The sequence below is a fragment of the Dactylosporangium sp. CA-092794 genome, from assembly GCF_050948465.1.
In the GTDB taxonomy this organism is placed as follows: Bacteria; Actinomycetota; Actinomycetes; order Mycobacteriales; family Micromonosporaceae; genus Dactylosporangium.
The window spans coordinates 12003165-12027157 of record NZ_CP192044.1 but is presented as its reverse complement, the minus strand read 5'-3'; the positions used below and the strand labels follow the sequence as shown (position 1 = coordinate 12027157).

Sequence of the window (23993 nt, the reverse complement as noted above, 5' to 3'; positions counted from 1 at the left end):
CTAGCTGTGAGCTAGCTGAAAGCGTCATCCAAACGCACCCGCCGCCCGCATGACGAGCTCCGGCCCAAACCCGACGATTACCCCGAGAACGGCCGCAACCCCTACAACCGTCGCAACCGGCCACGGCACCCGCCGACGCGATTCACCCAGGTTTTCGCCCTGCGCCGCGCCGTTTTCTCCTGTTTGGTACGCCACTGTGCCGGCCCCGTCGGCCTCTGGCCCGGCGGCGAACAGCCCCGCGCCGACCCGCACGTAGTACGCCAGCCCGATCACGGCGTTGATCGCCACGACCACGGCCAGCCAGGTCGCATCCCCGCCCAGCAGCGCCCGGACCACCGCCACCTTCGCGAACAGCCCCGCCAGCCCCGGCGGCAGCCCCGCGAGCCCGGCCAGCGCCAGCACGAGCGCCGCGGCCAGCCACGGCGAGCGCCGCGCCAGCCCCCGGTAGTCGGCGATCGCCCCGCCGTCGCCCGCCCCGCGCACCGCGACCAGCGCCGCGAACGCGGAGAACTCCAGCACCACGTAGAAGAAGGTGTACCCGACCACGGCCGCGACCAGCAGCGGCGTCACCCCGTCGGCGGCGATCAGCGCGCCCAGCGGCGCCAGCAGATACCCGGCCTGCGCCACCGACGACCAGGCCAGCAGCCGCACCATCCGGCGCTGCCGCAGCGCGACGAGGTTGCCGACGGTCATGCTCAGCACCGCCAGCACCGCCAGCGTCCACCCGGACGTGGCCAGCACCGGCCGCGCCGCCGACACCCCGACGAGCAGCAGCGCCACCACGCCGCCCAGCTTCGAGGCGGTCGACAGGTACGCGGCGACCGGCAGCGGCGCCCCGTCATAGGTCGCCGGCGCCCACGCGTGCGCCGGCACCGCCGCCACCTTGAACGCGAGCCCGGTCAGCAACAGCACGACGCCGACCTTCAGTAGCGGCTCCGCCTCCGGCACCACCCGGCCAGCCGCGATGTCGCCGAAGTGCACGCCGCCGGTCGCCGTGAACACCAGCGCCGCCCCGAGCAACGCCACCGCCGTCGACGCCACGCTCACGACGAAGAACGTCACCGCCGCCGCCGCGCCGTCCCGGTTGCCGCGCCGCAGCCCCACCAGCAGGTATAGCGGCAGCGTGAGCGTCTCCAGCGCCACGATCAGCGTGATCAGGTCGCGCGCACCGCCCAGCACCACGGCCCCGGCGAGCGACGCCGCCAGTAAGAAGGAGTACTCCCCGACCGGCACCTGCCCGGTCCGCAGCAGCGGCACCGATAGCGCCAGCGCGCCGAGCGCCAGCGCCGCGAACACCGCGGTGGCGATCGCCGCGGCCGGATCGAGCACCAGCGAACACCGGTCCGGCCCCACGCAGAACGAGGCGCGATGCTCACCCGCGACGCCGGCCCAGATCGCCGCCGCCGCGGTCCCGCCCATGCCGAGCGCGGTGACAACCATCACCGGCCCCCGCCGCCCCGGCACGATCAGATCCATCACGAGCGCCAGCAGCGCCGTCCCGGCCGCGATGTACGCCGGGATCAAAGCAACGTGATCAATGCTCATCGGCCGAACACCCCCGCCAGGGCGGCGATCGCGTCGCCGGACCAGTTCAGGGCCAGCGCCGGCGCGACGCCGACGGCCAGGGCCAGGGCGATCAGCGGCGACCAGGCGACCAGCTCGCCGGTCCCCAGCCGGGCGGTCGTCCCCAGGCCGGCCACGGCGGGCACCGCGGGTCCGTGGGTGACCCGCCGCAGCAGCCGCAGGAAGTACGCGGCCGCGAGCGCCGCGCCGACCGCGGCCAGCGCCCCGAGCGCCGTCCACAGCGGACCGCCCCGCTCGAACGCGGCCACCACCGCGAACGCCTCGCCCCAGAAGCCGGCCAGCCCCGGCAGGCCCAGGGACGCGATCGCCGCGTACGCCAGCACGCCACTCAGCGCCGGAGCCGTCTCCCGCAGGCCGCCGAGCCGGTCGAGCTCGCCGGTGTGCGTGCGGTCCTTGATCGCGCCGGCGACGAAGAACAGCAGGCCGGTGACGATGCCGTGGGCGATGTTGCCGATCAGTGCGGCCTGCATGCCCGTGGCCGTGAGTGTGGCCACCCCCAGCAGGACGAACCCCATGTGCCCCACGGAGGAGTACGCGATCAGCCGCTTGAGCTCCGTCTGCGCCAGGCACACCAGGCCACCGACCAGGATCGCGGCCGTGGCCAGCGCCCCGAGCACCGGAGCGCTGCGCGCCGCGCCGTCCGGCGCCACGCCCACCGCGACCCGGAGGAGCCCGTAGGTGCCCATCTTCAGCAGCACCCCGGCCAGCATCACCGATCCGACCGTCGGCGCCTCGGTGTGTGCGTCCGGCAGCCAGGTGTGCAGCGGCCACAGCGGGCTCTTGACCGCGAAGGCCAGCGCCAGCAGCACGAATGCCAGCAGCTGCAGCCCGGCCGACATCGGCCGGACCGCGGGATCGCTCAGCGCGACCAGGTCGCCGGTCCCCGTCGCGGACACCACCACGAAGACGCCGACGAGCAGCAACACCGACCCGAACAGCGTGTACAGCACGAACTTCCGCGCGGCCCGCCGCCGATCGGCGCCGCCCCACACGGCGATCACCGCATACATCGGCAGCAGCACGACCTCGAAGAACACGAAGAACAGCACCAGGTCGAGCGCGAGGAAGACCCCGGTGATCCCGGCCTGCAGCACCAGCAGCAGCGCCACCAGCAGCCGTCCCCGCCCCGGCTCGGGCACGCGCCACAGACAGTACGCACAGCAGAGCACGGTGAGCAGGGCGGTCAGCGCGACCAGCGGATACGAGATGCCATCGACGCCGATGTGAAACCGCAGGCTCAGCGCCGGCGCCCAGGGCACGTCGATCTCGGCGAACGGCTCGATCCGCCGCACGCCGGGCCCCGGGGTCCGCGACAGGCCGAGCGCGACGACCACACCGGCCGTGGCCGCGGCGAACACCGTGCCGCCGATCCGCCCGGCCCGATCAAGCCGCGCCGGCATCCCGGCGGCCAGCACCGCCCCGATCGCGGGCAGCAGCAGCGCCGCGAGGAGCAAGGTCTGTCCGGCGGTCACCGCGCCACCCCCATTTCCCGGAGGCCGTGGATCGGTGGGGTCATCGCTGGGGTCACCGCGCCACCTCCACCGCGACGGCGATCACCGCGGCCAGCACCACGGCGCCGCCCAGCACGGCCGTCGCGGCCCGCGGCAGCGAGCCGGCGTGCGCCCGCGCCAGCAGCCCGCCGAGCCCGCCGGCACCCGCGCCGACGCCCTCGACCGCCCCGTCGACCAGCCGCTCGTCACCGCCCCGCGCGAGCCGGGCCAGCGCCACAACCGGCCGGACGACCAGCGCGTCCTGCACCGCGTCCAGGTAGAAGCCATTGGCGAGCAACCGCCCCAGCCCGGTGCCGGCACCGAGCAGCTCGCGTGCAGCGTCCGTGCCTGTGGCGGACCGCGCGCTCGAGGCGGTGCCGGCGGTGCTCGGGCTCAGCGGCTCGCCAAGGGCGCTCTCGGCCGCGAGCTCGACGGGGCGCTCCGCGGCCGGGACCAGCCACCGCCAGGCCACCCAGCCGCCGGCGGCCAGCAGGACCAGGGCGACCGGTGTCGTCCAGCCCAGGTGGGCCAGCCGCTCGGGGGAGCCGAGCCGGGCGCCGAAGCCCGGAACCAGCCCGGCCAGGCCGAGCAGCACCGTCGGCACGGCCAGGACCAGCAGCGTTCCCCGCATTGCCCACGGCGGCTCGTGAGCGGCCCGGGCCGCCGCGCTCCGGGGCGCGCCGAGGAAGGTCCGCCGCCAGAGCCGCACCACATACGCCGCGGTCACCGCCACCGTCACCCCCGCCGAGCACAGCACGATCAGGGCCACGCCGCGCGGCACCGGCCCCGATCCGGCCGCGGCCTCGATGATCGCGTCCTTGCTCCAGAACCCGGCCAGCGGCGGCACCCCGGCCAGCGCGGCCAGCCCGGCGGTCATCGTCCAGAACGTCACCGGCATGCGCTCCCGCAGCCCGCCCATCGCCGGCACCAGGTTGGTGCCGACCGAGTGGATCACCGACCCCGCCGCCAGGAACAACAGCGCCTTGAACGCGGCGTGCGTGAGCAGGTGGAACAGCGCCGCCGAGGGCGCGCCGACCGCCAGGGCCCCGGTCATGTACCCCAACTGGCTCACCGTCGACCACGCCAGCACCCGTTTGATGTCGTCCTGGCCGAGCGCGCTCAGCGCCCCGAGCAGCATCGTCACCGACGCCATCACCGCCAGCACGACCAGCGCCGCCGTCGAACGCTCGAACAGCGGATACAGCCGGGCCACTACATACACACCGGCGGCCACCATCGTCGCGGCATGGATCAGCGCGGAGATCGGCGTCGGGCCGGCCATCGCGTCGGGCAGCCATGTGTGCAGCGGGAACTGCGCGCTCTTGCCCGCGACCCCGGCCAGCAGCAGCACGCACGCCGCCGTCACCGTGCCGCCCGACAGCGCCCCGGAGCCGGCCGCCGCGAACACGTCGGCGATGCGGAAGCTGTGCGCGTGCAGGCCGAGCAGCACGATGCCGAGCAGGAAGCCGACGTCGCCGACCCGCGTGACCAGGAACGCCTTGACCGCCGCCCGCGGTGCGTCGGGGAGCCGCCGGTCGTGACCGATCAGCAGGTATGAGCAAATGCCCATGACCTCCCAGCCGACCAGCAGCGCTATGAGGTCACCGGACACGACGACCAGCAGCATCGCCCCGGTGAACAGGCTCACCTGGGCGGCATACGGCGCGTATCGCTCGTCCTCGTGCAAATACGCCACCGAATAGACCTGAACGCAGAGTGCGACCACGCCGACCGCCACGGCCACCAGCCCGGCCGGACCGTCCAGCCAGGTGCCGAACGTCACCGGGAACCGCCCGAACTCCGCGACCGTGACCCCTGTGTCGGGCCCGCGCACCCCGCGAATCGCGGCGGCGATCGCGCACACCAGGGCGACGGCCGCCCCGCCGACCCCGAGCAGAGCCGAAAGACCCCGCATCTGGTACCGCACGAGCAGCCCCGCCAGCCCAAGCCCCAGCGGCACGGCCGGCAGCGCTACACCCAGCGGATCGACGGTCACCGGGTCACCGCCTTGCCCGCGCCGGCCCGATCCGGCTCGCCCGCATCGGTCGGCTCGCTCGATCCGCCAGGGCCATCGCCCGGCTCTGCGCCGGTCGGTCGGCCCGGTCCGTCAAGGCCATGCTGGCGGCCCGGCTCGGCGCCGCCGGATCCGCTCGGCCGGTCGGGCCCTCCGGGGCCGTCGGGTCCGCTGCCTGGGCCGATGCCCGGAGCCGGGCCGGAGCCGGGATCAGTGTCGGCGGCGGACTCGGGCGGGATCGCGTCGGCCAAGGGGAGCTCGTCGACGGCGACGGTGTGCCGCAGACGGTACAGCTGCAGGATCAAGGCGAGGCCGACCCCGATCTCCGCCGCGGCCAGCACGATCACGAAGAGCGTGAACGACTGGCCGGCCCGCGGGACCGCCGCCCGGATCGCCGCGTCGGCGGTGACGAAGACCAGGTTGACCGCGTTGAGCATCAGCTCGACGGCCATCAGCAGCAGCACCGCATTGCGCCGGACCAGCACGCCGTAGACCCCGATGCCGAACAACAGGGCCGCGATGGTGAACGGAAGCGTGGGATGCATCAGCCCGGCCTCCGCTCGGCCGGACCGGCTCCGCCGCGCGCGGCCGGCGGCCGGGCGCCGATGTCAGGACGCGAGACGACGATCGCGCCGACCAGCGCCGCGAGCAGCAGCACGGAGATGAGCTCGAAGGGGAGCACCCAAGTGCGGAACAACGCGGCGCCGATCTTCTCCGCGTTGCCGGGCTCCGGCGTCGCGACCCGCGTCCAGCGGAACGCGTCGATCAGGAGTGCGGCCAGGCCGGCCCCCGCACCGGCCCCGATCACGGCACCCGGCCAGCGAATCCGGTCAAGGTCGGCGCTGGCGCCGATCGGTGCCCGGGTCAGCATCACCGCGAACAGCAGCAGCACCACGACGGCGCCGACGTAGACGAGCACCTGGACCCAGGCGACGAGCTCGGCGGTGAGCACCAGATAAAGGCCGGCGATCGCGCCCAGCGTCACGACGAGCCAGAGGCCGGCGCGCACGACGTGCCGGGTGGTCACGACCAGCAATCCGGAGCCCAGCGCGACCGCGCCGAGCGCCAATGTCAGCACGTCGGACACGGTCATCGCGGCGCCTCCTTCATGGCCGACATCCTGCCACCCGGGTACGACAGGAATCGACCGGCGGGCCGCTTTGATCGCTCTGCGTGGAGGAGGGGTTACGCGTTGTTTGGTGTGCGCTTCGCTGCGGCCGTCTGCTCCTTGGCCGGCTCGCCCTGCGGGTCGTGGGCGGGCGGCGCCGGCACGGTCGGCACCCACTCCTCGAGCCGCTCCTTCTCGTGCAGCAGGTCGCGGATGTCCTGCTCGGCATACTCGAACTCGGGGGACCAGTGCAGCGCGTCGAACGGGCAGACCTCGACGCAGATCCCGCAGTACATGCAGAGGGAAAAATCGATCGCGAACCGGTCGAGCATGTTGCGCTGGCGCGGCCGGGCGGCGCCAGGGACCAGCACCTCTTCCTTGTGCGAGTCGATGTAGATGCACCAGTCCGGGCACTCCCGCGCGCACAGCATGCACACGGTGCAGTTCTCCTCGATCAGCGCGATCACGCCGCGAGAGCGGGGCGGGAGGCTTGGTTCGACGTCCGGGTACTGCTGGGTGTGCGCCCGCTTGGTCATGGTGCCGAGCGTGACGGCCAGCCCCTTGGCGAGTCCCTTCCCCGGAATGTCCACCTTCGGAAACTAGCACCGCAATCTGGGTGGCCGGCGGGCCGCGCACCCAAAAAATGTCGTACACCAGTTCTAAGATGTACCCATGAACGAGCGACAGTGGTGGAACGGAAGCTGGTCGCGGCTGACCCGCCGGGACGTCTTCGTGCGCAACGCGGCTGACGGCCGCTGGCAGGTTGAACTTCGCCGCGGCGGCCCGGAGGGGCGGGTCCGGACACGGTCGTTCGGCTCCGAGCGGGAGGCGGTCGGCTGGGTCCAGTCGGCGATCGTCGACCCGGACACAGGCTGGCGCGAGCTCGGCGGCGCCGCGGAGCGCTCCCACGGCCGACGCGCCGCCCTCCGGTGCGGCGGGGAGACCGGCCACGACCGCCGCCGGCAGGACGGGGCGCCCAGGCAGGAGCGGCGACGGCGGGCCGGTGCGCGCCGCCAGGGTGGGGACGTGGCCCGCGGCGGCGACCTCCGACCTGCGTAGGGGTAGGAAGCGCCGGTGCTGGCGGAGGAGGGCGGGGAGACAGCAGGCGCGGCGACACGAAGAGAAAGGAATAGTGGGGAGGAGTGGCATCGAGGCGCAACTAACGTCGGAGCGGTGAGGAAGCGGTGGCCCCCCGACCGGGCCATGTGAGTCGTGTCGTCTCGTGGTTGACGTCGCCATGGGCAACGGCGTCCGGCGATCCGGCCTGCTGCCATACCCGCGGACGCGCCGCCAGGGCTGGGATGACCAGCGGCGCCTCCTTCCGACGCGTTGACGGGCGGGGGCGGGCGGGCGGGCGGGCGGGCCGGTGGTGCGCCACCAACCGTCGCCGCGCTCCGCGCGGCTCCGTATGGCGTCGCGATCGCGGAGCCTCGGCCGGGCGGCTGGGGCGTTCACGTCGCGCAGCGGGCGCCTCGACCCAACTCGTCCGTCCGTGGTGGGAGGCGGGGCGCCGCGCCGCCGGGGCCGATCGTCACAGCCAGGCGCGCCGTCGGGCGGGCCGGTATGAATGCAGCCGGCGGTGAGTCCCGCTGGGTCGCCGGCACGTCCGCTGGCGTGGTGTGAGAGGTAGCCAACGCTTGATCGTGCTGCTGGACGGCGGTCGGTTCAGCGCCGCGATGCCCGTCGGTGACCGGCGATGCCCGGCCTGCGCGTCAAGACGCCCGCGGCGAGCGCGATCCGCGATGCGGGTTCCCGCACGGCGGGCGGGCGGTGCGTGCCGCGCAGCGCAGCGCAGCGACCAGAAGTCTCCGCGATCATGCCGAACCCGCCACCGGCACCAACGGTTTTTCATGATCACGGAGTGAACATGTACACCCGTGTACCACAAGTCTCCGGGATCATGGCAAACCCGCGGTGCGCCCACCGCGTGCATCATGATCACGGAGAGATACATCCGCCACGGTCACGCCGATCGGATGTCCGCCCGACGAGTGATGCATCCGCAACGCTCCGGCCTGCCGCGCCCGTCCGAGGGGCGGCGCGATGACGGCCGTGCCCGACCCGGCAGCCGTCGACGCCCAGCTGCAGAGGCCGCCGCCCGACATCGACCACCATGATCAAGCGCTGGCCGGCTCACCTCGTACACCACGCCAGCGGGCGTGACCCGGGCGGCCGAGGCGTGTCGGCGAAGTGGGATGCGGTAGGAGCCGCAACGGAACGGACCGCGGCGGGCGGCCGGGGCGCCGTCGTGGTCGGGGTTCGATCCGAGGGTGAGCATTGGGATCGCCTTCCCGGCGGCGGGTCGGCCCCGGGTCGGCCCCGGAGAACAAGCCGCGGGGAAACAAAAAGCATCCGCGATCATCGCGCTGCCGCCCCAAAACCACGGCTTTGGCATGATTGCGGAGATTTACCGCACCAATAGGTACATTTTCACTCCGGGATAGTCAAAAACCGGGCGCAACGCACGGCGGCGCGGCATGATCGCGGAGACTTGTGGACGTGCGCACCGGCGTAGGGCTTCGACCGGGTGGACCGACGGCGCTACCCGTGCGGGCGAGCAACCCTGCGGGCTTGCGAACGCCGCGGACGAGCAAACCCCGCCGGCTGGCGAACGCCGCGGGCGAGCAACCCCACAGGCCGGCGGCCCCGGCGGACGAGCAAACCCCGCGGGGCCTGCGAACGCGGCGGGCGGCCCGGGCGGCCCGGGCGAGTGAAGCGGCCGAACGCGGGCGAGAGTGGCGGGTCGGGAGGCGACCGACAGGACGGCAGAAAAGTTGCAAATGTCGCGCCTCGGGCGAGTGGAAGTAGCCGGTCCGGCGGCAATGAAATCGGCCGAATGGTCGATTCTGCCTGGGGGGCGCATCATCCTGGGCGCCACACTGTTGGTCCAGGCGTGGTTTGTGGCACGATCGTGGGTAACCCGACCAGACCGGTGTCACGGCGAATCGCATGGGAGCAACGAATGCGCGACAAGATGCTCGGTCGGTGGATGGTTCGGCTGGCGGTGACCGCTGGTGTCGGCGCTTTCGCGCTCGGCGTCAGCTCTATCGCCGCCCACGCCAGCGACCTTTCGCAGCGAGCGGTGCAGGCCTCACAGGCGCGTGCACTCACGTTGATCGGTAGTGCGCAGCTGGCGAAGGCGGCGCCGGACCAGATCTACGTCACCGAGGACTACGCTTGGGACTAGGCGGCGCCCCGATCGCCCCTGGCCGGTAACGCGGCTGATGGATGATCGCGCCTTGACGCCAGCGCGATTGGGGAAGAGTTGCCCGCTCCGAAGGCGCCTGTCAGTCGACCCGAGGCACACGCCTGGCTCGTAACCGGGCCGCTCATCGTGCTCGGGGTTTTGCTTGCCCTGCCGGTGATCCTGTCCAGTGCGCGGCCGTTCGACTACAACCTGAAGTATGCGCCGGTGCTGCTCGCGGTGGCGATCCTCGCCGCCTACGCGCCGCTGAGCTTCGAGATCCGCCGGCAAGCGGTGACCGTCCACATGAACGACGTGGCGATCCTGCTGATGTTGTTCTACCTCTCGCCGGTCGTGGCGATGGGCGTGCGGTTGATCGCCGCGATCATCTGGCTGACCACGTCCCGGATGGGGATACACAAGGCGGCCTTCAACACGGCGAGCTACTTCGCCGGCATGGCGGCGGCGGCCGACGTCGTGGTGATCGCCCTGCACCCGGGGCACAGCACCGACCCGTGGACGTGGTTCGTGCTGGCGCTCGCGATCCTGGCCAACAATCTGGTCACGCTGATCGGCGTCGGTTGTGTGATCACCGTCATGCAGGGCGTGGGAGTGCTGCCGGCCTTGCTGCGGATGGCGGTGCCGACGCAGGCCGTGATGGGCGTCAACATCGTCATCGGCCTGATCATGGTGCTGACGCTGGAGGCCAGCCGCTGGGGCTTCGTGCTGATCGTGGCGCTGGTGCTGGTCCTGGGCGTGGTGTACCGGGCGTATGCGAAGTTCTGGCGACAACACCGCAGCCTCGCCGCGATGTACGCGCTGACCAGAGAGGTCGGCGCCACCAACCACGACGGCACGCTGCCCGACCTGCTGCTCGGGCGGATCCGGGCGCTGATCGCGGCGAACTCGACCACGCTGTGGCTGCCGCCGCAGGGGCGGCACCAGGAGGTGCTGCTGTCGGCCCGGATCGAGTACTCGGGGCTGCTGGACAACGCGCCGACGCCGGACCTGTTCCGCAAGATGGCGCTGCGGACCGGCGCCACGGTCGCGGTCGGGCCCAAGATGGGGCCGCCCGACCTGCGGGCCGCGTTACAGGACGCCGGCGGCAAGGACATCATCGTCGTGCCGCTCCGCTCCGGCGGGGTGGCGATCGGCACGCTCGAGGTCGCCGGGCGGCTCGGCGGCGGGCCGGTGTTCGGGCCGGAGGACGTCCGGCTGATCGAGACCCTCGCCGCGCAGGTCGGGGTGGCCGTGGAGAACAGCCGGCTCGTCGACCGGCTGCAGTACGACGCCAACCACGACGCGCTTACCGGGCTCGCCAACCGGCGGCGGATGCTCGAGGCGCTCGGCGAGGCGATGAGCGGGCGCGGCCCGCGGGAGGTCGTCGCCGTCCTGCTGTTCGACGTCGTGGCGCTGCGCGAGGTCAACGACTCGCTCGGGCACACCGCCGGCGACAAGGTGCTGGTCGAGGTCGCGCAGCGGCTGACCAGCCTGGCGCCGCAGGGTGCGCTGGTGGCGCGGGTCGGCGATGACGAGTTCGCGATCGAGCTGCGCACGGCGAGCGCCGACGCGGCGGCGGCCGTGGCCGACACGCTGCGGGCTGGGCTGCGCGACCCGATGGTGATCGACTCGCTGACGATCGACATCGACACGTACGTCGGGGTGGCGATCTACCCCGAGCACGGCGCCGAGCCGGAGGAGCTGCTCCAGCGCGCGCACGTGGCGGTGCACGTGGCCAAGTCCCGGGGCATCGTCCAGGTGTTCAACGCGGGGCTGCAGTCGCGGGCGGTGCGCCGGGTCGGGCTCGCCGCGGATCTGCGCACCGCGCTCGCCGGCGGCGAGCTGGAGGTCTACTTCCAGCCCAAGGTCGCCCTCCGCGACCGGCGGCTGGTCGGCGCCGAGTGCCTGGCGCGGTGGGAGCACCCCGTGCACGGGCAGGTCGCGCCGCCCGACTTCGTGGCCGTGGCCGAGCACACCGGGCAGCTTGCCCGGCTCAACGGGGTGGTCCTGCGCGAGGGCATCCGGCGGGCCCGGCAGTGGGCCGACGCCGGGCGGCCGCTCGCCGTCGCGGTGAACCTGTCGGCGCGCACGCTCGGCGACGCGGACCTGCCGCTGCAGATCGCCGAGCTGCTCGACGAGCACGGGGTACCGGCGGATCGGCTCATCCTGGAGATCGCCGAGGACGAGGGGCTGCTGGCCGGCGGCCGGGCTCTGCCGACCCTCGACCGCCTGCGTGACCTCGGCGTGCGGCTGTCCGTGGACGACTTCGGGGCCGGGCGCTCGTCGTTCGCCGACCTCAGCCGGCTGCCGGTGCAGGAGGTCAAGATCGACCGGTCGTTCGTGCAGGGCATGGCGACCTCACCGAGCGACCTGGCGATCGTGCGCTCGATCGTCGGCATGGCCCGCAACTTCGGGCTCGACGTCGTCGCCGAGGGCGTGGAGAGCGAGCTCACCCTCGGGCTGCTCGAGGACATGCACTGCGACATGGGGCAGGGCTTCCTGTTCAGCCGCCCGCTGCCGTACGAGCGCTTCGAGTCCTGGCTGCAGGTCCAGACCGCGGGTGACCCGGCCGAGGCCCCGGCGGGCGAGGTGCGCTGGCTGCGAGCGGTGCCCTAAAGAGCCGGCGACCTGCGCGAAGACCCGAACTGGGTAACTCGATTTCGTGCCCCGGGCGGGGCCGTGTACGCTTAGCGGGCACGTGCGCGGGAACCGCGCCGGGCGCCCCCTTAGCTCAGTCGGCAGAGCGTCTCCATGGTAAGGAGAAGGTCTACGGTTCGATTCCGTAAGGGGGCTCGAGACCGGGCTTGAGACATCGAGTCCGCCGCGGCGGTGTAGCTCAGATGGCAGAGCAAGCGGCTCATAATCGCTGTGTCGCCGGTTCAAGTCCGGCCACCGCTACAGAATGCACCACAGGACGCCCGATTGGGCGTCCGTCTGTGTGAGCCGCTATGCTGGTTCGCTGGGTCTGACCACCCGAAAGAAATCCAAACGAGAGATCGCTCCGAAGGAAGGCACTTCGCCATGGCCAAGGCGACCGACGTTCGTCCGAAGATCACGCTGGCGTGCACGGAGTGCAAGGAGCGCAACTACATCACGAAGAAGAACCGCCGCAACGACCCGGACCGCATCGAGCTCAAGAAGTTCTGCCCGCGGGATGGCAAGCACACCATCCACCGCGAGACCCGGTAGCCGTTCCCCGAACCGACGCGATGCCCCGGCCTGCGGCCGGGGCATTCTCGTGCAACAGGTAAGTTCCCACCATGCCGCTGGATCAGTCGTTCACGGGCCGGGTGTATCCGCCGACCCCGCCCTACGAGGTGGGCCGGGAGAAGATCCGCGAGTTCGCCGACGCGGTCGGCGCCGCCGACCCCGTGCACCGCGACCTCGCCGAGGCCCGGGCCAAGGGCTACACCGACGTGATCGCGCCGCCCACGTTCGCGATCATCCTGAGCCAGAACGCCGGGCAGCAGCTCGTCGACGACCCCACGTTCGGCATGGACTACAGCCGCGTGGTCCACGGCGGCCAGACGTTCCGCTACGAGCGGCCGATCGTGGCCGGCGACCACCTGGTCACGGTCATGGCGGTCGAGGAGATCAGCAGCCGGGCCGGCCACGCGTTCCTGACCACCCGGCACGAGGTGGCCACCGTCGAGGGAGAGCCCGTGGTGACGATCTGGACCCGGCTCGTGATCCGCGGGGAGGGCTGAGATGGAGCCAGGCACCCAGTTCCCGGACCAGACGTACCAGGTCACCCGCGCCGACCTGGTGCGCTACGCGGGGGCCTCGGGCGACTTCAACCCGATCCACTGGAGCGACCGGCAGGCGACCGCCGTCGGGCTGCCCGGCGTGATCGCCCACGGCATGCTGACCATGGGCCTGGCCGGCCAGGCCGTCGCGTGCTGGGTCGGCGGCACGGCATCGATCGTGGAATTTTCCACCCGGTTCGCCAACCCGGTGGTGGTACCCGACGACGACAAGGGCACCGAGATCGTCGTGTCCGGCGTGGTCAAGAAGATCCTCGACGACGGTCTCGTGCAGATCGACGTCACGGCCACCTGCCACGGGGAGAAGATCCTGGGCGCGGCCAAGGCGCTGGTCCGAAACCACTGACGAACTCGGTTGAGGGGGGTAGTTGGGATATCCCGCCCGCAACCCGTACACTGGTCCGCCGTGGGGTGAGCAACTCAATGTTGCCCACTGCACGAAGGGGTGTGGCGCAATTGGTAGCGCAGCGGTCTCCAAAACCGCAGGTTGCAGGTTCGAGTCCTGTCGCCCCTGCGCCGAAGGCCTGACCTGGGTCTGGTGCGCCCGGCCGCGAGGCCGGGTCGTCGACCGCAGCGGTCACGGTTGGTTCGACCGCGCGCCGCCGGCCCCGCCGGTGGCTGACGATCGGGCCTGACCGGTGGTCGACGGGTCGTCAAGGGCCCGGGGTCTTGCTGCCGGCCGACACGGACCGAGCACTCGCGAGATCACGGAAGAGGGCGAAAGTGGCCGAACGCAGGCGACGCGGGACCAACCCCGCCGACGATCGCCGTGAAGAGGAGCTCAGCGCCGAGGACGCCGCCATCGAGGAAGAGTTCGCGGACGAGCTGGACAGCCTCGAAACCGCGGACGACGTCGAGGATGATCTCGACGAGGACGACCTCGATGAGACCGCGAGCAAGAACGGCCGCGCCAAGGAGTCCAAGGCCAAGGACACGAAGTCCAAGGACCTGAAGACCAAGGACGGCAAGAAGAAGACCAAGGTCAAAGAGGGCGGCTCGAACAACATCTTTGTGCGGCTCGTCAACTTCATCCGCGAGGTTGTCGCCGAGCTGCGTAAAGTTATCTGGCCGACGCGCAAGGAGCTGGGCACCTACACGCTGGTCGTGGTGGTGTTCGTGATCGTCATGCTGGCGATCGTCGGCGGCCTCGACCTCGGTTTCGCCAAGCTCGTCCTCTGGTCGTTCGGTAACAGCAACGTCGACCAGTAACCCCCGCCTCGACGGGTGAGGGCGAGCGCGCCGGCGACGACAGACAGACGGAAGTGAGCAGCGTGCAGGAATTCGACGAGACGCCCGGAACCGACGACGAGCAGCACGAGGAAGCGTCGACGGTGATGACGGCCGCCACCCCGACGGTGGCGTCCGACGCCGAGGACCCCGTCGCCGAGCTGCGTGCCGCACTGCGCTTCGCACCTGGCGACTGGTATGTGGTGCACTCCTACGCCGGCTACGAGAACAAGGTCAAGACGAATCTCGAGACCCGGATCACGAGCCTCGACATGGAAGAGTTCATCTACCAGGTCGAGGTCCCGACTCGTGAAGAGGTCGAGATCAAGAACGGCAAGCGCACCCAGGTGCAGAACAAGGTCTTCCCCGGCTACATCCTGGTCCGGATGGAGCTCACCCCGGAGTCGTACTCCTGCGTGCGCAACACGCCGGGCGTCACCGGGTTCGTCGGGGCGACGGACCGCGCCGACCGCCCGGCGCCGCTGTCGCTCGACGAGGTGCTCAAGTGGCTGGCCCCGGTCGTGCAGCAGGAGGGCAAGAAGGCCGGCAAGCCCGAGGTCAAGGTCCTCGACTTCGAGGTCGGCGACTCCGTCACCGTCACCGACGGCGCCTTCGCCTCGCTCCAGGCCACGATCAGCGAGATCAACGCCGACCAGCAGAAGCTCAAGGTGCTGGTCTCGATCTTCGGCCGGGAGACCCCGGTGGAGCTCAACTTCAACCAGGTCACGAAGATCTAAATCCGCTGCGGTAGGCTAGAGCGTCCGGCACCAACGCCGGACGCTCTCGCGTGTCCAAAGCGCAATCCATTCCAGCCCAGGAAAGACGAAAGCAGCCATGCCTCCGAAGAAGAAGCTCGTCAAGACCTTCACGCTTCAGTTGCCGGGCGGCCAGGCCACCCCGGCGCCGCCGGTCGGTCCCGCCCTCGGTCAGCACGGCGTGAACATCATGGAGTTCGTGAAGGCGTACAACGCCCAGACCGAGTCCCAGCGCGGCGACATCATCCCGGCGCAGATCAGCGTCTACGAGGACCGCACGTTCACGTTCATCCTCAAGACCCCGCCCGCCGCTCGCCTGCTGCTCAAGGCCGCCGGCGTGCCCAAGGGCTCGGGCGTGCCGCAGAAGGACAAGGTCGGCTCGATCACCAAGGCCCAGCTCCGCGAGGTCGCCGAGAAGAAGATGGCCGACCTCAACGCGAACGACATCGAGCAGGCCGAGAAGATCATCGCCGGTACCGCCCGCTCCATGGGCATCACGGTCAAGGACTGAAGCACCGCTTTCAAGTGGGAGGACGCCGCGCGGCGTCCGCACTGAGACCACAGGAGAACACAGCGACATGTCGCAGCACGGCAAGAACTACCGCAAGGTCGTCGACCTCGTCGACCGCAACGCCCTCTACAGCCCCCTGGCCGCGGTGAAGCTCGCGAAGCAGACCACGACCGTGAAGTTCGACCCCACCGTCGAGGTGGCCATGCGCCTGGGCGTCGACCCGCGCAAGGCCGACCAGATGGTCCGGGGCACGGTCAACCTGCCGCACGGCACCGGCAAGACCGCCCGCGTCATCGTCTTCGCGCAGGGCGCGAAGGCCGCCGAGGCCGAGGCCGCCGGCGCCGACGCGGTGGGCACCGACGAGCTCGTCGCCCGGATCCAGGAAGGCTGGCTGGACTTCGACGCGGCGATCGCCACCCCCGACCAGATGGCCAAGATCGGCCGGATCGCGCGGATCCTGGGCCCGCGCGGCCTGATGCCGAACCCGAAGACGGGCACGGTGACCATGGACGTCACCAAGGCGGTCAACGAGATCAAGGGCGGCAAGATCACCTACCGCGTCGACAAGCACTCCAACCTGCACCTGATCATCGGCAAGGCCAGCTTCACCGAGCAGCAGCTGGTGGAGAACTACGCCGCGGTGCTGGACGAGGTCAACCGGGCGAAGCCCTCGGCGGCCAAGGGGAAGTACCTGAGGAAGGTCTTCATCACCACCACCATGGGCCCGGGCATCCCGGTCGACCCGAACAAGATCCGCAACCTCCTCGAGGACGACAGCGTCCTCACCGCCGCCGCCGCCGCGGAGTAACAAAGCACAACATTTGATGGACTCCGGTCCGTGCAACGCACGACCGTTGCTCCCGTCAGACACCGGGCCCGGCCTGCCCTGAACGGGCGGCCGGGCCCTGCCACGTCCGCGGTGCCAAGCCCCCCACCGCGACCCGGACCGCCACAACCCTCCGCGATCATGCACAACTCATCGCCATTCACCGACTTCTCCATGATCGCGGAGACATATGGTACCGATGGGTACATTATTTCTCCGTGATCATGGAAAACGCGTGGTGCGGGCAGCGACTACGGCATGATCGCGGAGAGTTCCGGCCGCGAGGCCCGACGGAATTGCGCCGATCGAGGCCTCGCCCGACGCCGGCGGCGCGGGCCGGGGCCGACGGCGCCCAAGAGGGTGGCACGCGCCGCTGGGGTCGCCGAACCCGCCCGCGCCCGGATCGATCCGACCCCGCTCCCCGGGCGGCCCGCCGTCGCCCGGCGGGGAACGTCCACTCGTGCACGTGGGGCTTGATCTCCGTCTTCGACGATCGCGTTGTGCTTCATGCGGGACAGCTGGTCGGCGCTGATGATGTCCCGGTCGCCGACCTCGGGCACGCCGCCGCCCGGCCGGGCCATGAACGCCTTCGCCAAGCTGCGCCGCGCCGCCAAGCCGGGCCGGCATACCGGCCGCCACTCGGCCGCAGTCGGCTTCTGCCACTACCTCGCCGCCGCCATAGTCACCCTCCGCTCCCCATGCGGGACCGGAGCCAGCGGGCCGCCGCCCAAGCACCCGACGGCTCGAATGGGGCAACTTTCGGCCTAACGGATATTTCGCCTGTCGGGGTATAAGTCCGAAAAGTCGTGGCGCGGAGCGCCCGACTTTTCGTTTCGCGCTTGGCGCTGCGACGCCAGGCCGGCCCGATTCGGCGGGCTCCCTCGGCGCGGGGTCTGTGGCACGCTGTCCCGGTGCGTTTGCAGGACGTCTGGTTCCGCTACGGCCGCCGAGCGCCCTGGACCCTGCGCGGCGTCGACCTGACCCTCGAGCCCGGCGAGACGGCCGTCGTGGCCGGGCCCAACGGTTCTGGCAAGTCCACACTGCTGCAACTGGCCGCCGGGGTGCTGCGGCCCGGCCGCGGGCTCGTCACCGGCCGTCCCGCCGTGGTCGGCTGGGTGCCCGAGCGCTTCCCCGCCGACCAGCCGTTCACCGCCCGCGCCCACCTCAACCACATGGCGGCCATCCGCGGCCTCGACGGCGCCGCCGACATCGCCGAGTGGGCGCGCCGGCTGCACTTCGAGAACTTCCTCGACGTCCGGCTCAACCGGCTCTCCAAGGGCAGCGCGCAGAAGGTCGGGCTGGTCCAGGCGCTGCTCGCGCCGCCCGGGCTGCTCGTGCTCGACGAGCCGTGGGAGGGTCTCGACGCGCAGACCCGCGAGCAGGTGCCCGCCATCGTCGCCGAGGTCGTCGCGCGCGGCGGGTCGGTCCTGGTCAGTGACCATCTCGGCGAGGTCGCCCGGCTGCCGCAGGCGCGGCGGTGGTATGTCCACGACGGCCGGGTCCACGCCGAGCCCGAGCCCGGCCGGCGCACCGTGATCGAGCTCTCCGTCGACGCGACCGACGCCCGGGACGCGGTGGATCGGCTGCGCTCCGCGGGCTTCCACATCGTCCGGGTCCGCGACGAGGCGCCGCGGCCATGATCACCGCCCTCGTGCGCATGCGGCTGGCCGGCTTCGTGCAGACCGGCCGGGCCGCCGCCCCGCTGCTGGCGTCCCTGGTCGTGCTGTCGATCCTCTACGGCGGCGGCCAGGCGCAGGCCGGCGAGGCCTACGGCGTCTCCGCCGCGGTCCTGTTCGGGGTCCTCGCCTGGCAGACCAAGATCCTGCTCGACGTCGAGCCCGACGTGCAGCGCCGCCTCGGCCGGGTGGCGGTCGGCGGCGCCGGCAAGGAGATCGCCGCCGGCCTGATCGCCGCCCTGCTGGCCGGGCTGCCGGTGGTGCTGATCGCGCTGGTCCTGCCCTGGGTGGTGCGCGGCGTGACCACGCCCGGCCCGGGCGACCCGCCGCTGTCCGAGGGCATCGCGCTGGGTGTCTGGGCGCACCTGCTGCTCCTGCTGCCCGCGGTGGCCCTCGGCGGGCTGGCCAGCCGGGCGGTGACCGCCCAGGCCGCCCGGGGCCTGACCGTGCTGGTCGGCGGCCTGGTCTTCGCGATCGTGCTCGGCCTCAAGAGCTCCCCGGCGCCCTGGCTGGCGCCGCCGGTGATGGCCGCGGCCCGCGACGCGGCCGGCGCCGCCCGCCTGCCGGCCCTGGCCCTGGCGACCGTCTGGGGGCTGGCCTGGACCGCCGTCGCCGTCGCCGGTTACGGCGCGTTGCGTCGCGGCCGGGCGTGACCGACGTATCCGCGAAAGCTGTACCACTAACCGTGATACACTTGCCTCCGAAACCCGAAGACCGCTGGTCATGTCCGCGTGAGCGGACATCGAAGGTCCCGCCGCAATGCGGGCGACCCGCGCAGGGCCGGACAACAGTGTGATCGTCGTCGCCACCGTGCGTCGCCGTCCTCCCGCTCCGTGCGCCCCTGCGCCGGGGCGTTTTTCATTGCTGTGGGGCTGACCAGCACCGAAGCAACGAGAAGGGAGGGACATGGCGGACAAGCCGGTTCGAGACGACAAGGCCACCGCGGTCGCGGAGCTCACCGAGCAGTTCCGTGGCTCCTCGGCCACCGTGCTGACCGAGTACCGCGGCCTCACCGTGGCGCAGCTCAAGACCCTGCGCCGCAGCCTGGGCCGCGAGACCACGTACGCCGTCGCGAAGAACACGCTCGCGAAGCGCGCCGCGACCGACGCTGGCATCAGCGGGCTCGACGATTTGTTCTCCGGTCCTACCGCGCTCGCCTTCGTCGGCGGCGACCCGGTCGATGCGGCCAAGAGCCTGCGCGATTTCGCGAAGGCCAACCCGCAGCTGATCATCAAGGGCGGCGTGTTCGAGGGCAAGGCCATCAACGCGGACGAGGTCCGCCGCCTGGCCGACCTGGAGTCCCGCGAGGTGCTGCTGGCGAAGCTGGCCGGCGCCATGAAGGGGAACCTGAGCAAGGCCGCGGCGCTGTTCCAGGCCCCGCTGTCGAAGGCGGCCCGCACCGTCCAGGCCCTGGTGGACCAGCGCGAGAAGGAAGCAGGCGGCGCGGCCGAGTAGTTCCGGCCCGTTCAGCCCCGAAATCAAAACTTTGAGAGGAAACGCCACCATGGCGAAGCTGAGCAACGACGAACTCCTCGACGCGTTCAAGGAGATGACGCTGATCGAACTGTCGGAGTTCGTGAAGCAGTTCGAAGAGGTCTTCCAGGTCACCGCCGCGGCTCCGGTCGCGATCTCGCAGGGCGGCGGCGCCGCCGCGCCGGTCGAGGAGAAGGAAGAGCAGACCGAGTTCGACGTCATCCTCGAGGCTGACGGTGGCAAGAAGATCCAGGTCATCAAGGTCGTGCGCGAGCTGACCGGCCTGGGCCTCAAGGAGGCCAAGGACCTGGTCGAGGCCGCTCCGAAGGCCGTGCTGGAGAAGGCCAACAAGGAGGCCGCCGACAAGGCCAAGACGAAGCTCGAGGCCGAGGGCGCCAAGGTTACCCTCAAGTAACAAAGCGTCGAGCCAGAGGGGCGGCCGCCGGGTATCCGGCGGCCGTCTTTCGTTGCGACCGGTAAGGACCCAATATCTAGGGGTACGAACCACAACACTTAGTGGTTGGAATGCGAGATATCTGTCACCCCGCCTCGACGCGCGTGGGAACCCTTGACGCGATGACCGACGGGCAGGCACGCTAATCAGGCACTGCCTTCCGCGGACGCGGCGGCCAGCGGCCCGACCGATGTGCCCGGCCCTTCTTGGGCCAGCTCAGCGCGCATCGACTGGAAAACCGCAGGCCACGACCGACGTGAGCGGCTCGGCCGGTGGGGGAACGATCTTGGCAACGGATCGTTGGAAACATCGTGCACGGGGCCGCTGGACAGCGGTTAGCCTCTCGGCTACACTGCTAGTTTGCGCTGTCTTCTGACTTCACCTCTGGCGTGAGGGGACCCTTCGTGGGCTCCCTCGACATCGGAGGTCGTCAGGCTGCACGCAAAACGGCCTGTTTGCAACACCGGTCCTCGGAAGGACGCATCTTGGCAGCTTCCCGCCCTGCGAAGACCAGTTCGAGCGCTTTCGCTCCCCGCCGGGTCTCCTTCGGCAGGATCACCGAACACCTTGAGGTTCCCAACCTCCTTGCCATCCAAACCGACTCGTTCGACTGGCTGGTTGGCAATGAGAATTGGCAGAGCCGCTCGGCCGGTGATCCGCACGCCCGCTCCGGGCTCGCGGAGATCCTCGATGAGATCAGTCCTATTGAGGACTTTTCCGGCACGATGTCACTGTCGTTCTCCGCGCCCCGCTTCGACGAGGTCAAGGCCCCGATCGAGGAGTGCAAGGAGAAGGACCTGACCTACTGCGCCCCGCTGTTCGTGACCGCGGAGTTCACCAACCACACCACTGGCGAGATCAAGAGCCAGACGGTGTTCATGGGGGACTTCCCGATGATGACGCCCAAGGGCACGTTCATCATCAACGGCACCGAGCGCGTCGTGGTGAGTCAGCTCGTCCGTTCCCCGGGCGTCTACTTCGACAAGCAGCCGGACAAGACCTCCGACCGCGACCTCACCAGCGTCAAGGTCATCCCGAGCCGGGGCGCCTGGCTCGAGTTCGACATCGACAAGCGCGACACCGTCGGCGTCCGCATCGACCGCAAGCGCCGGCAGGCCGTCTCCGTCCTGCTCAAGGCGATCGGCTGGTCGGCCGAGCGGATCCGGGAGAAGTTCGGCTGGTCCGAGCTCATGATGACCACGCTCGAGAAGGATCACATCGCCGGCCAGGACGAAGCCCTGCTGGACATCTACCGCAAGCTGCGGCCGGGTGAGCCGCCGACGCGGGAGAACGCGCAGAACCTTCTCGACAACCTGTTCTTCAACCCGAAGCGGTATGACGTCGCCAAGGTTGGTCGATACAAGTTCAACAAGAAGCTCGTCCTGGAGGTGCCGATCAACCAGGGCGTGCTGACCGAGGAGGACATCGTCGCCACGGTCGAGTACCTCTGCCGCCTGCACACGGGCGAAGAGGGCTACGAGGCCGACGACATCGACCACTTCGGCAACCGGCGCCTGCGCACGGTCGGCGAACTCATCCAGAACCAGGTCCGCGTGGGCCTGTCCCGGATGGAGCGGGTCGTCCGCGAGCGCATGACCACCCAGGACGTCGAGGCGATCACGCCGCAGACCCTGATCAACATCCGTCCCGTCGTGGCGGCGATCAAGGAGTTCTTCGGCACGTCGCAGCTGTCCCAGTTCATGGACCAGACCAACCCGCTGGCGGGCCTGACCCACCGGCGCCGGCTGAGCGCGCTCGGCCCGGGCGGTCTGTCCCGTGAGCGGGCCGGCTTCGAGGTCCGTGACGTGCACCCGTCGCACTACGGCCGCATGTGCCCGATCGAGACCCCCGAGGGTCCCAACATCGGCCTCATCGGCGCGCTGTCGACGTTCGCGCGGGTCAACCCGTTCGGGTTCGTCGAAACCCCCTACCGCAAGGTCTCCGAGGGCCGGGTCACCGACCAGATCGACTACCTGACCGCGGACGAGGAGGACCGGTATGTCAAGGCGCAGGCCAACGCTCCGCTGAAGAGCGACGGCTACTTCGCCGAGGACCGGATCCTGGTCCGCCGGAAGGGCGGTGAGGTCGACAACGTCCCGCCGGACCAGGTCGACTACATGGATGTGTCGCCGCGGCAGATGACCTCGGTCGCCACCGCGATGATCCCGTTCCTCGAGCACGACGACGCCAACCGGGCACTGATGGGCGCCAACATGCAGCGCCAGGCCGTGCCGCTGGTCAAGGCCGAGTCGCCGCTGGTCGGCACCGGCATGGAGTATCGTGCCGCGGTCGACGCCGGCGACGTGGTCGTGGCCGAGGTCGGCGGTGTCGTCGAGGACATGTGCGCCGACTACATCACGATCCACCAGGACGACGGCCACCGTCGCACCTACCTGCTCCACAAGTTCCGCCGCTCCAACTCCGGCTCCTGCGTCAACCAGAAGCCGGTGATCTTCGAGGGCGACCGGGTCGAGGCGGGGCAGGTCATCGCCGACGGTCCGTGCACCGACGAGGGCGAGATGGCGCTCGGGCGCAACCTGCTCGTGGCGTTCATGCCCTGGGAGGGCCACAACTACGAAGACGCGATCATCCTGTCCCAGAAGCTGGTGCAGAACGACGTCCTCACCTCGATCCACATCGAGGAGCACGAGGTCGACGCCCGCGACACCAAGCTGGGCCCGGAGGAGATCACCCGCGACATCCCGAACGTCAGCGAGGAGATGCTCGCCGACCTCGACGAGCGGGGGATCATCCGGATCGGCGCCGAGGTCGTCACCGGCGACATCCTGGTCGGCAAGGTCACGCCCAAGGGCGAGACCGAGCTGACCCCGGAGGAGCGGCTGCTCCGCGCGATCTTCGGCGAGAAGGCCCGCGAGGTGCGCGACACCAGCCTCAAGGTGCCGCACGGCGAGACCGGCACGGTCATCGGCGTGCGGACGTTCAGCCGCGAGGACGGCGACGAGCTGTCCCCGGGCGTGAACGAGCTGGTCCGCGTCTACGTGGCGCAGAAGCGCAAGATCCAGGACGGCGACAAGCTCGCCGGCCGCCACGGTAACAAGGGTGTCATCTCCAAGATCCTTCCGGTCGAGGACATGCCGTTCCTGGAGGACGGCACGCCCGTGGACATCGTGCTCAACCCGCTCGGTGTGCCCAGCCGGATGAACATCGGCCAGGTGCTGGAGACCCACCTCGGGTGGGTGGCCAAGACCGGCTGGAAGATCGACGGCGACGACACGGAGTGGAAGCGCGCCCTGAAGGCCATCAACGCGGGGGAGTCCGAGTCGGACACCAACGTGGCGACCCCGGTCTTCGACGGCGCCAAGGAGGAGGAGATCGCCGGCCTGCTCAGCAGCACGCTGCCCAACCGGGACGGCAAGCAGCTCATCGGGGCCAGCGGCAAGGCGCGGCTGTTCGACGGCCGCTCCGGCGAGCCGCTTCCGGACCCGATCGCGGTCGGCTACATCTACATCCTGAAGCTCAACCACCTGGTCGACGACAAGATCCACGCTCGCTCCACCGGGCCGTACTCCATGATCACCCAGCAGCCGCTGGGCGGTAAGGCGCAGTTCGGTGGCCAGCGCTTCGGTGAGATGGAGTGCTGGGCGATGCAGGCCTACGGCGCGGCCTACGCGCTGCAGGAGCTGCTGACGATCAAGTCCGACGACGTCCTTGGGCGCGTCAAGGTCTACGAGGCGATCGTCAAGGGCGAGAACATCCCCGAGCCGGGCATCCCGGAGTCCTTCAAGGTGCTGCTCAAGGAGCTGCAGTCGCTGTGCCTCAATGTCGAGGTGCTCTCCAGCGACGGCGTTGCCCTGGAGATGCGCGAGACGGACGACGAGGTGTTCCGCGCGGCCGAGGAGTTGGGCATCGACCTCTCGCGGCGCGAGCCGAGCAGTGTCGAGGAAGTCTGATTCGCGGGGCGGCGCC

The 23993-nt window shown here is 70.6% G+C and carries 20 protein-coding genes, 3 tRNA genes and 2 pseudogenes; 19 read left to right on the top strand and 6 right to left on the bottom strand.

Annotation, left to right across the window (positions count from 1 at the left end; genetic code table 11):
• Positions 1-24: 24 nt before the first annotated feature.
• The 6 genes and pseudogenes from ACQPXD_RS52180 to ACQPXD_RS52155 all read right to left on the bottom strand — a co-directional run bounded on the left by ACQPXD_RS52180 (position 25) and on the right by ACQPXD_RS52155 (position 6786).
• Positions 25-1545, bottom strand: coding sequence for an NADH-quinone oxidoreductase subunit N (locus ACQPXD_RS52180; protein WP_432831986.1), 1521 nt, complete (start codon positions 1543-1545; stop codon positions 25-27).
• Positions 1542-3056 (bottom strand): complex I subunit 4 family protein, encoded by a 1515-nt coding sequence (locus ACQPXD_RS52175; protein ID WP_432831984.1) that lies wholly within the window; start codon positions 3054-3056, stop codon positions 1542-1544. Before ACQPXD_RS52175 ends, ACQPXD_RS52180 begins: the two co-directional genes overlap by 4 nt.
• A gap of 52 nt (positions 3057-3108) precedes the next feature.
• Positions 3109-5070, bottom strand: coding sequence for an NADH-quinone oxidoreductase subunit 5 family protein (locus ACQPXD_RS52170; RefSeq protein WP_432831982.1), 1962 nt, complete (start codon positions 5068-5070; stop codon positions 3109-3111).
• A 158-nt stretch (positions 5071-5228) separates the two neighbouring features.
• Positions 5229-5633: pseudogene (gene nuoK / locus ACQPXD_RS52165) on the bottom strand (NADH-quinone oxidoreductase subunit NuoK); the annotation flags it as partial.
• Entirely contained in the window at positions 5633-6181 is a 549-nt protein-coding gene (locus ACQPXD_RS52160) for an NADH-quinone oxidoreductase subunit J family protein (RefSeq protein WP_432831980.1), read from the bottom strand. The pseudogene nuoK and the gene ACQPXD_RS52160, both read right to left, overlap by 1 nt.
• 92 nt (positions 6182-6273) lie before the next feature.
• Positions 6274-6786, bottom strand: a complete 513-nt coding sequence (locus tag ACQPXD_RS52155; RefSeq protein ID WP_432831978.1) for a NuoI/complex I 23 kDa subunit family protein — start codon at positions 6784-6786, stop codon at positions 6274-6276.
• A gap of 82 nt (positions 6787-6868) precedes the next feature.
• Between ACQPXD_RS52155 and ACQPXD_RS52150 the strand changes: the two genes are divergently transcribed.
• From ACQPXD_RS52150 to ACQPXD_RS52060, 19 genes and pseudogenes are all read left to right on the top strand, one after another.
• Positions 6869-7255, top strand: coding sequence for a hypothetical protein (locus ACQPXD_RS52150; protein WP_432831976.1), 387 nt, complete (start codon positions 6869-6871; stop codon positions 7253-7255).
• Between the two features lie 1211 nt (positions 7256-8466).
• Positions 8467-8640, top strand: coding sequence for a hypothetical protein (locus tag ACQPXD_RS52145; protein ID WP_432831974.1), 174 nt, complete (start codon positions 8467-8469; stop codon positions 8638-8640).
• A gap of 518 nt (positions 8641-9158) precedes the next feature.
• Positions 9159-9383, top strand: a complete 225-nt coding sequence (locus ACQPXD_RS52140) for a hypothetical protein (protein WP_432831972.1) — start codon at positions 9159-9161, stop codon at positions 9381-9383.
• A gap of 78 nt (positions 9384-9461) precedes the next feature.
• Positions 9462-11996, top strand: coding sequence for a putative bifunctional diguanylate cyclase/phosphodiesterase (locus ACQPXD_RS52135; protein ID WP_432831970.1), 2535 nt, complete (start codon positions 9462-9464; stop codon positions 11994-11996).
• Positions 11997-12100: 104 nt separating this feature from the next.
• Positions 12101-12173: transfer RNA gene (locus ACQPXD_RS52130), tRNA-Thr, on the top strand.
• A 32-nt stretch (positions 12174-12205) separates the two neighbouring features.
• A tRNA-Met gene (locus ACQPXD_RS52125) sits at positions 12206-12278 on the top strand.
• 123 nt (positions 12279-12401) lie between these two features.
• Entirely contained in the window at positions 12402-12569 is a 168-nt protein-coding gene (gene rpmG / locus ACQPXD_RS52120; protein WP_259859830.1) for a 50S ribosomal protein L33, read from the top strand.
• A 71-nt stretch (positions 12570-12640) separates the two neighbouring features.
• The gene (locus tag ACQPXD_RS52115) at positions 12641-13087 is read left to right on the top strand and encodes an FAS1-like dehydratase domain-containing protein (protein WP_432831968.1); all 447 of its coding nucleotides are present in this window, start codon (positions 12641-12643) and stop codon (positions 13085-13087) included.
• Between the two features lies 1 nt (position 13088).
• On the top strand, positions 13089-13490 hold the full coding sequence (locus ACQPXD_RS52110) for a MaoC family dehydratase (RefSeq protein WP_432831966.1): 402 nt from the start codon (positions 13089-13091) through the stop codon (positions 13488-13490).
• A gap of 95 nt (positions 13491-13585) precedes the next feature.
• A tRNA-Trp gene (locus tag ACQPXD_RS52105) sits at positions 13586-13658 on the top strand.
• Positions 13659-13867: 209 nt separating this feature from the next.
• Complete coding sequence (gene secE, locus ACQPXD_RS52100) at positions 13868-14353, top strand: preprotein translocase subunit SecE (protein WP_432831964.1); 486 nt, start codon at positions 13868-13870, stop codon at positions 14351-14353.
• Between the two features lie 155 nt (positions 14354-14508).
• Positions 14509-15108, top strand: a pseudogene (nusG, locus tag ACQPXD_RS52095) (transcription termination/antitermination protein NusG); the annotation flags it as partial.
• 97 nt (positions 15109-15205) lie between these two features.
• On the top strand, positions 15206-15637 hold the full coding sequence (gene rplK, locus ACQPXD_RS52090) for a 50S ribosomal protein L11 (protein ID WP_432831962.1): 432 nt from the start codon (positions 15206-15208) through the stop codon (positions 15635-15637).
• 67 nt (positions 15638-15704) lie between these two features.
• Positions 15705-16445 carry a 50S ribosomal protein L1 gene (gene rplA, locus ACQPXD_RS52085; RefSeq protein WP_432831960.1) on the top strand — a complete coding sequence of 247 codons (741 nt, stop codon included), beginning with the start codon at positions 15705-15707 and terminating at the stop codon, positions 16443-16445.
• 929 nt (positions 16446-17374) lie between these two features.
• Positions 17375-18103: an ATP-binding cassette domain-containing protein gene (locus tag ACQPXD_RS52080; RefSeq protein ID WP_432831958.1), complete on the top strand. Its 729-nt coding sequence runs from the start codon at positions 17375-17377 to the stop codon at positions 18101-18103.
• Positions 18100-18792, top strand: a complete 693-nt coding sequence (locus ACQPXD_RS52075) for a hypothetical protein (RefSeq protein ID WP_432831956.1) — start codon at positions 18100-18102, stop codon at positions 18790-18792. Before ACQPXD_RS52080 ends, ACQPXD_RS52075 begins: the two co-directional genes overlap by 4 nt.
• A 253-nt stretch (positions 18793-19045) precedes the next feature.
• Positions 19046-19594, top strand: coding sequence for a 50S ribosomal protein L10 (gene rplJ, locus ACQPXD_RS52070; RefSeq protein WP_432831954.1), 549 nt, complete (start codon positions 19046-19048; stop codon positions 19592-19594).
• 49 nt (positions 19595-19643) lie between these two features.
• Complete coding sequence (rplL, locus tag ACQPXD_RS52065) at positions 19644-20027, top strand: 50S ribosomal protein L7/L12 (protein WP_432831952.1); 384 nt, start codon at positions 19644-19646, stop codon at positions 20025-20027.
• 524 nt (positions 20028-20551) lie between these two features.
• Positions 20552-23977: a DNA-directed RNA polymerase subunit beta gene (locus ACQPXD_RS52060; RefSeq protein ID WP_432831950.1), complete on the top strand. Its 3426-nt coding sequence runs from the start codon at positions 20552-20554 to the stop codon at positions 23975-23977.
• The last annotated feature ends 16 nt before the right edge of the window (positions 23978-23993 follow it).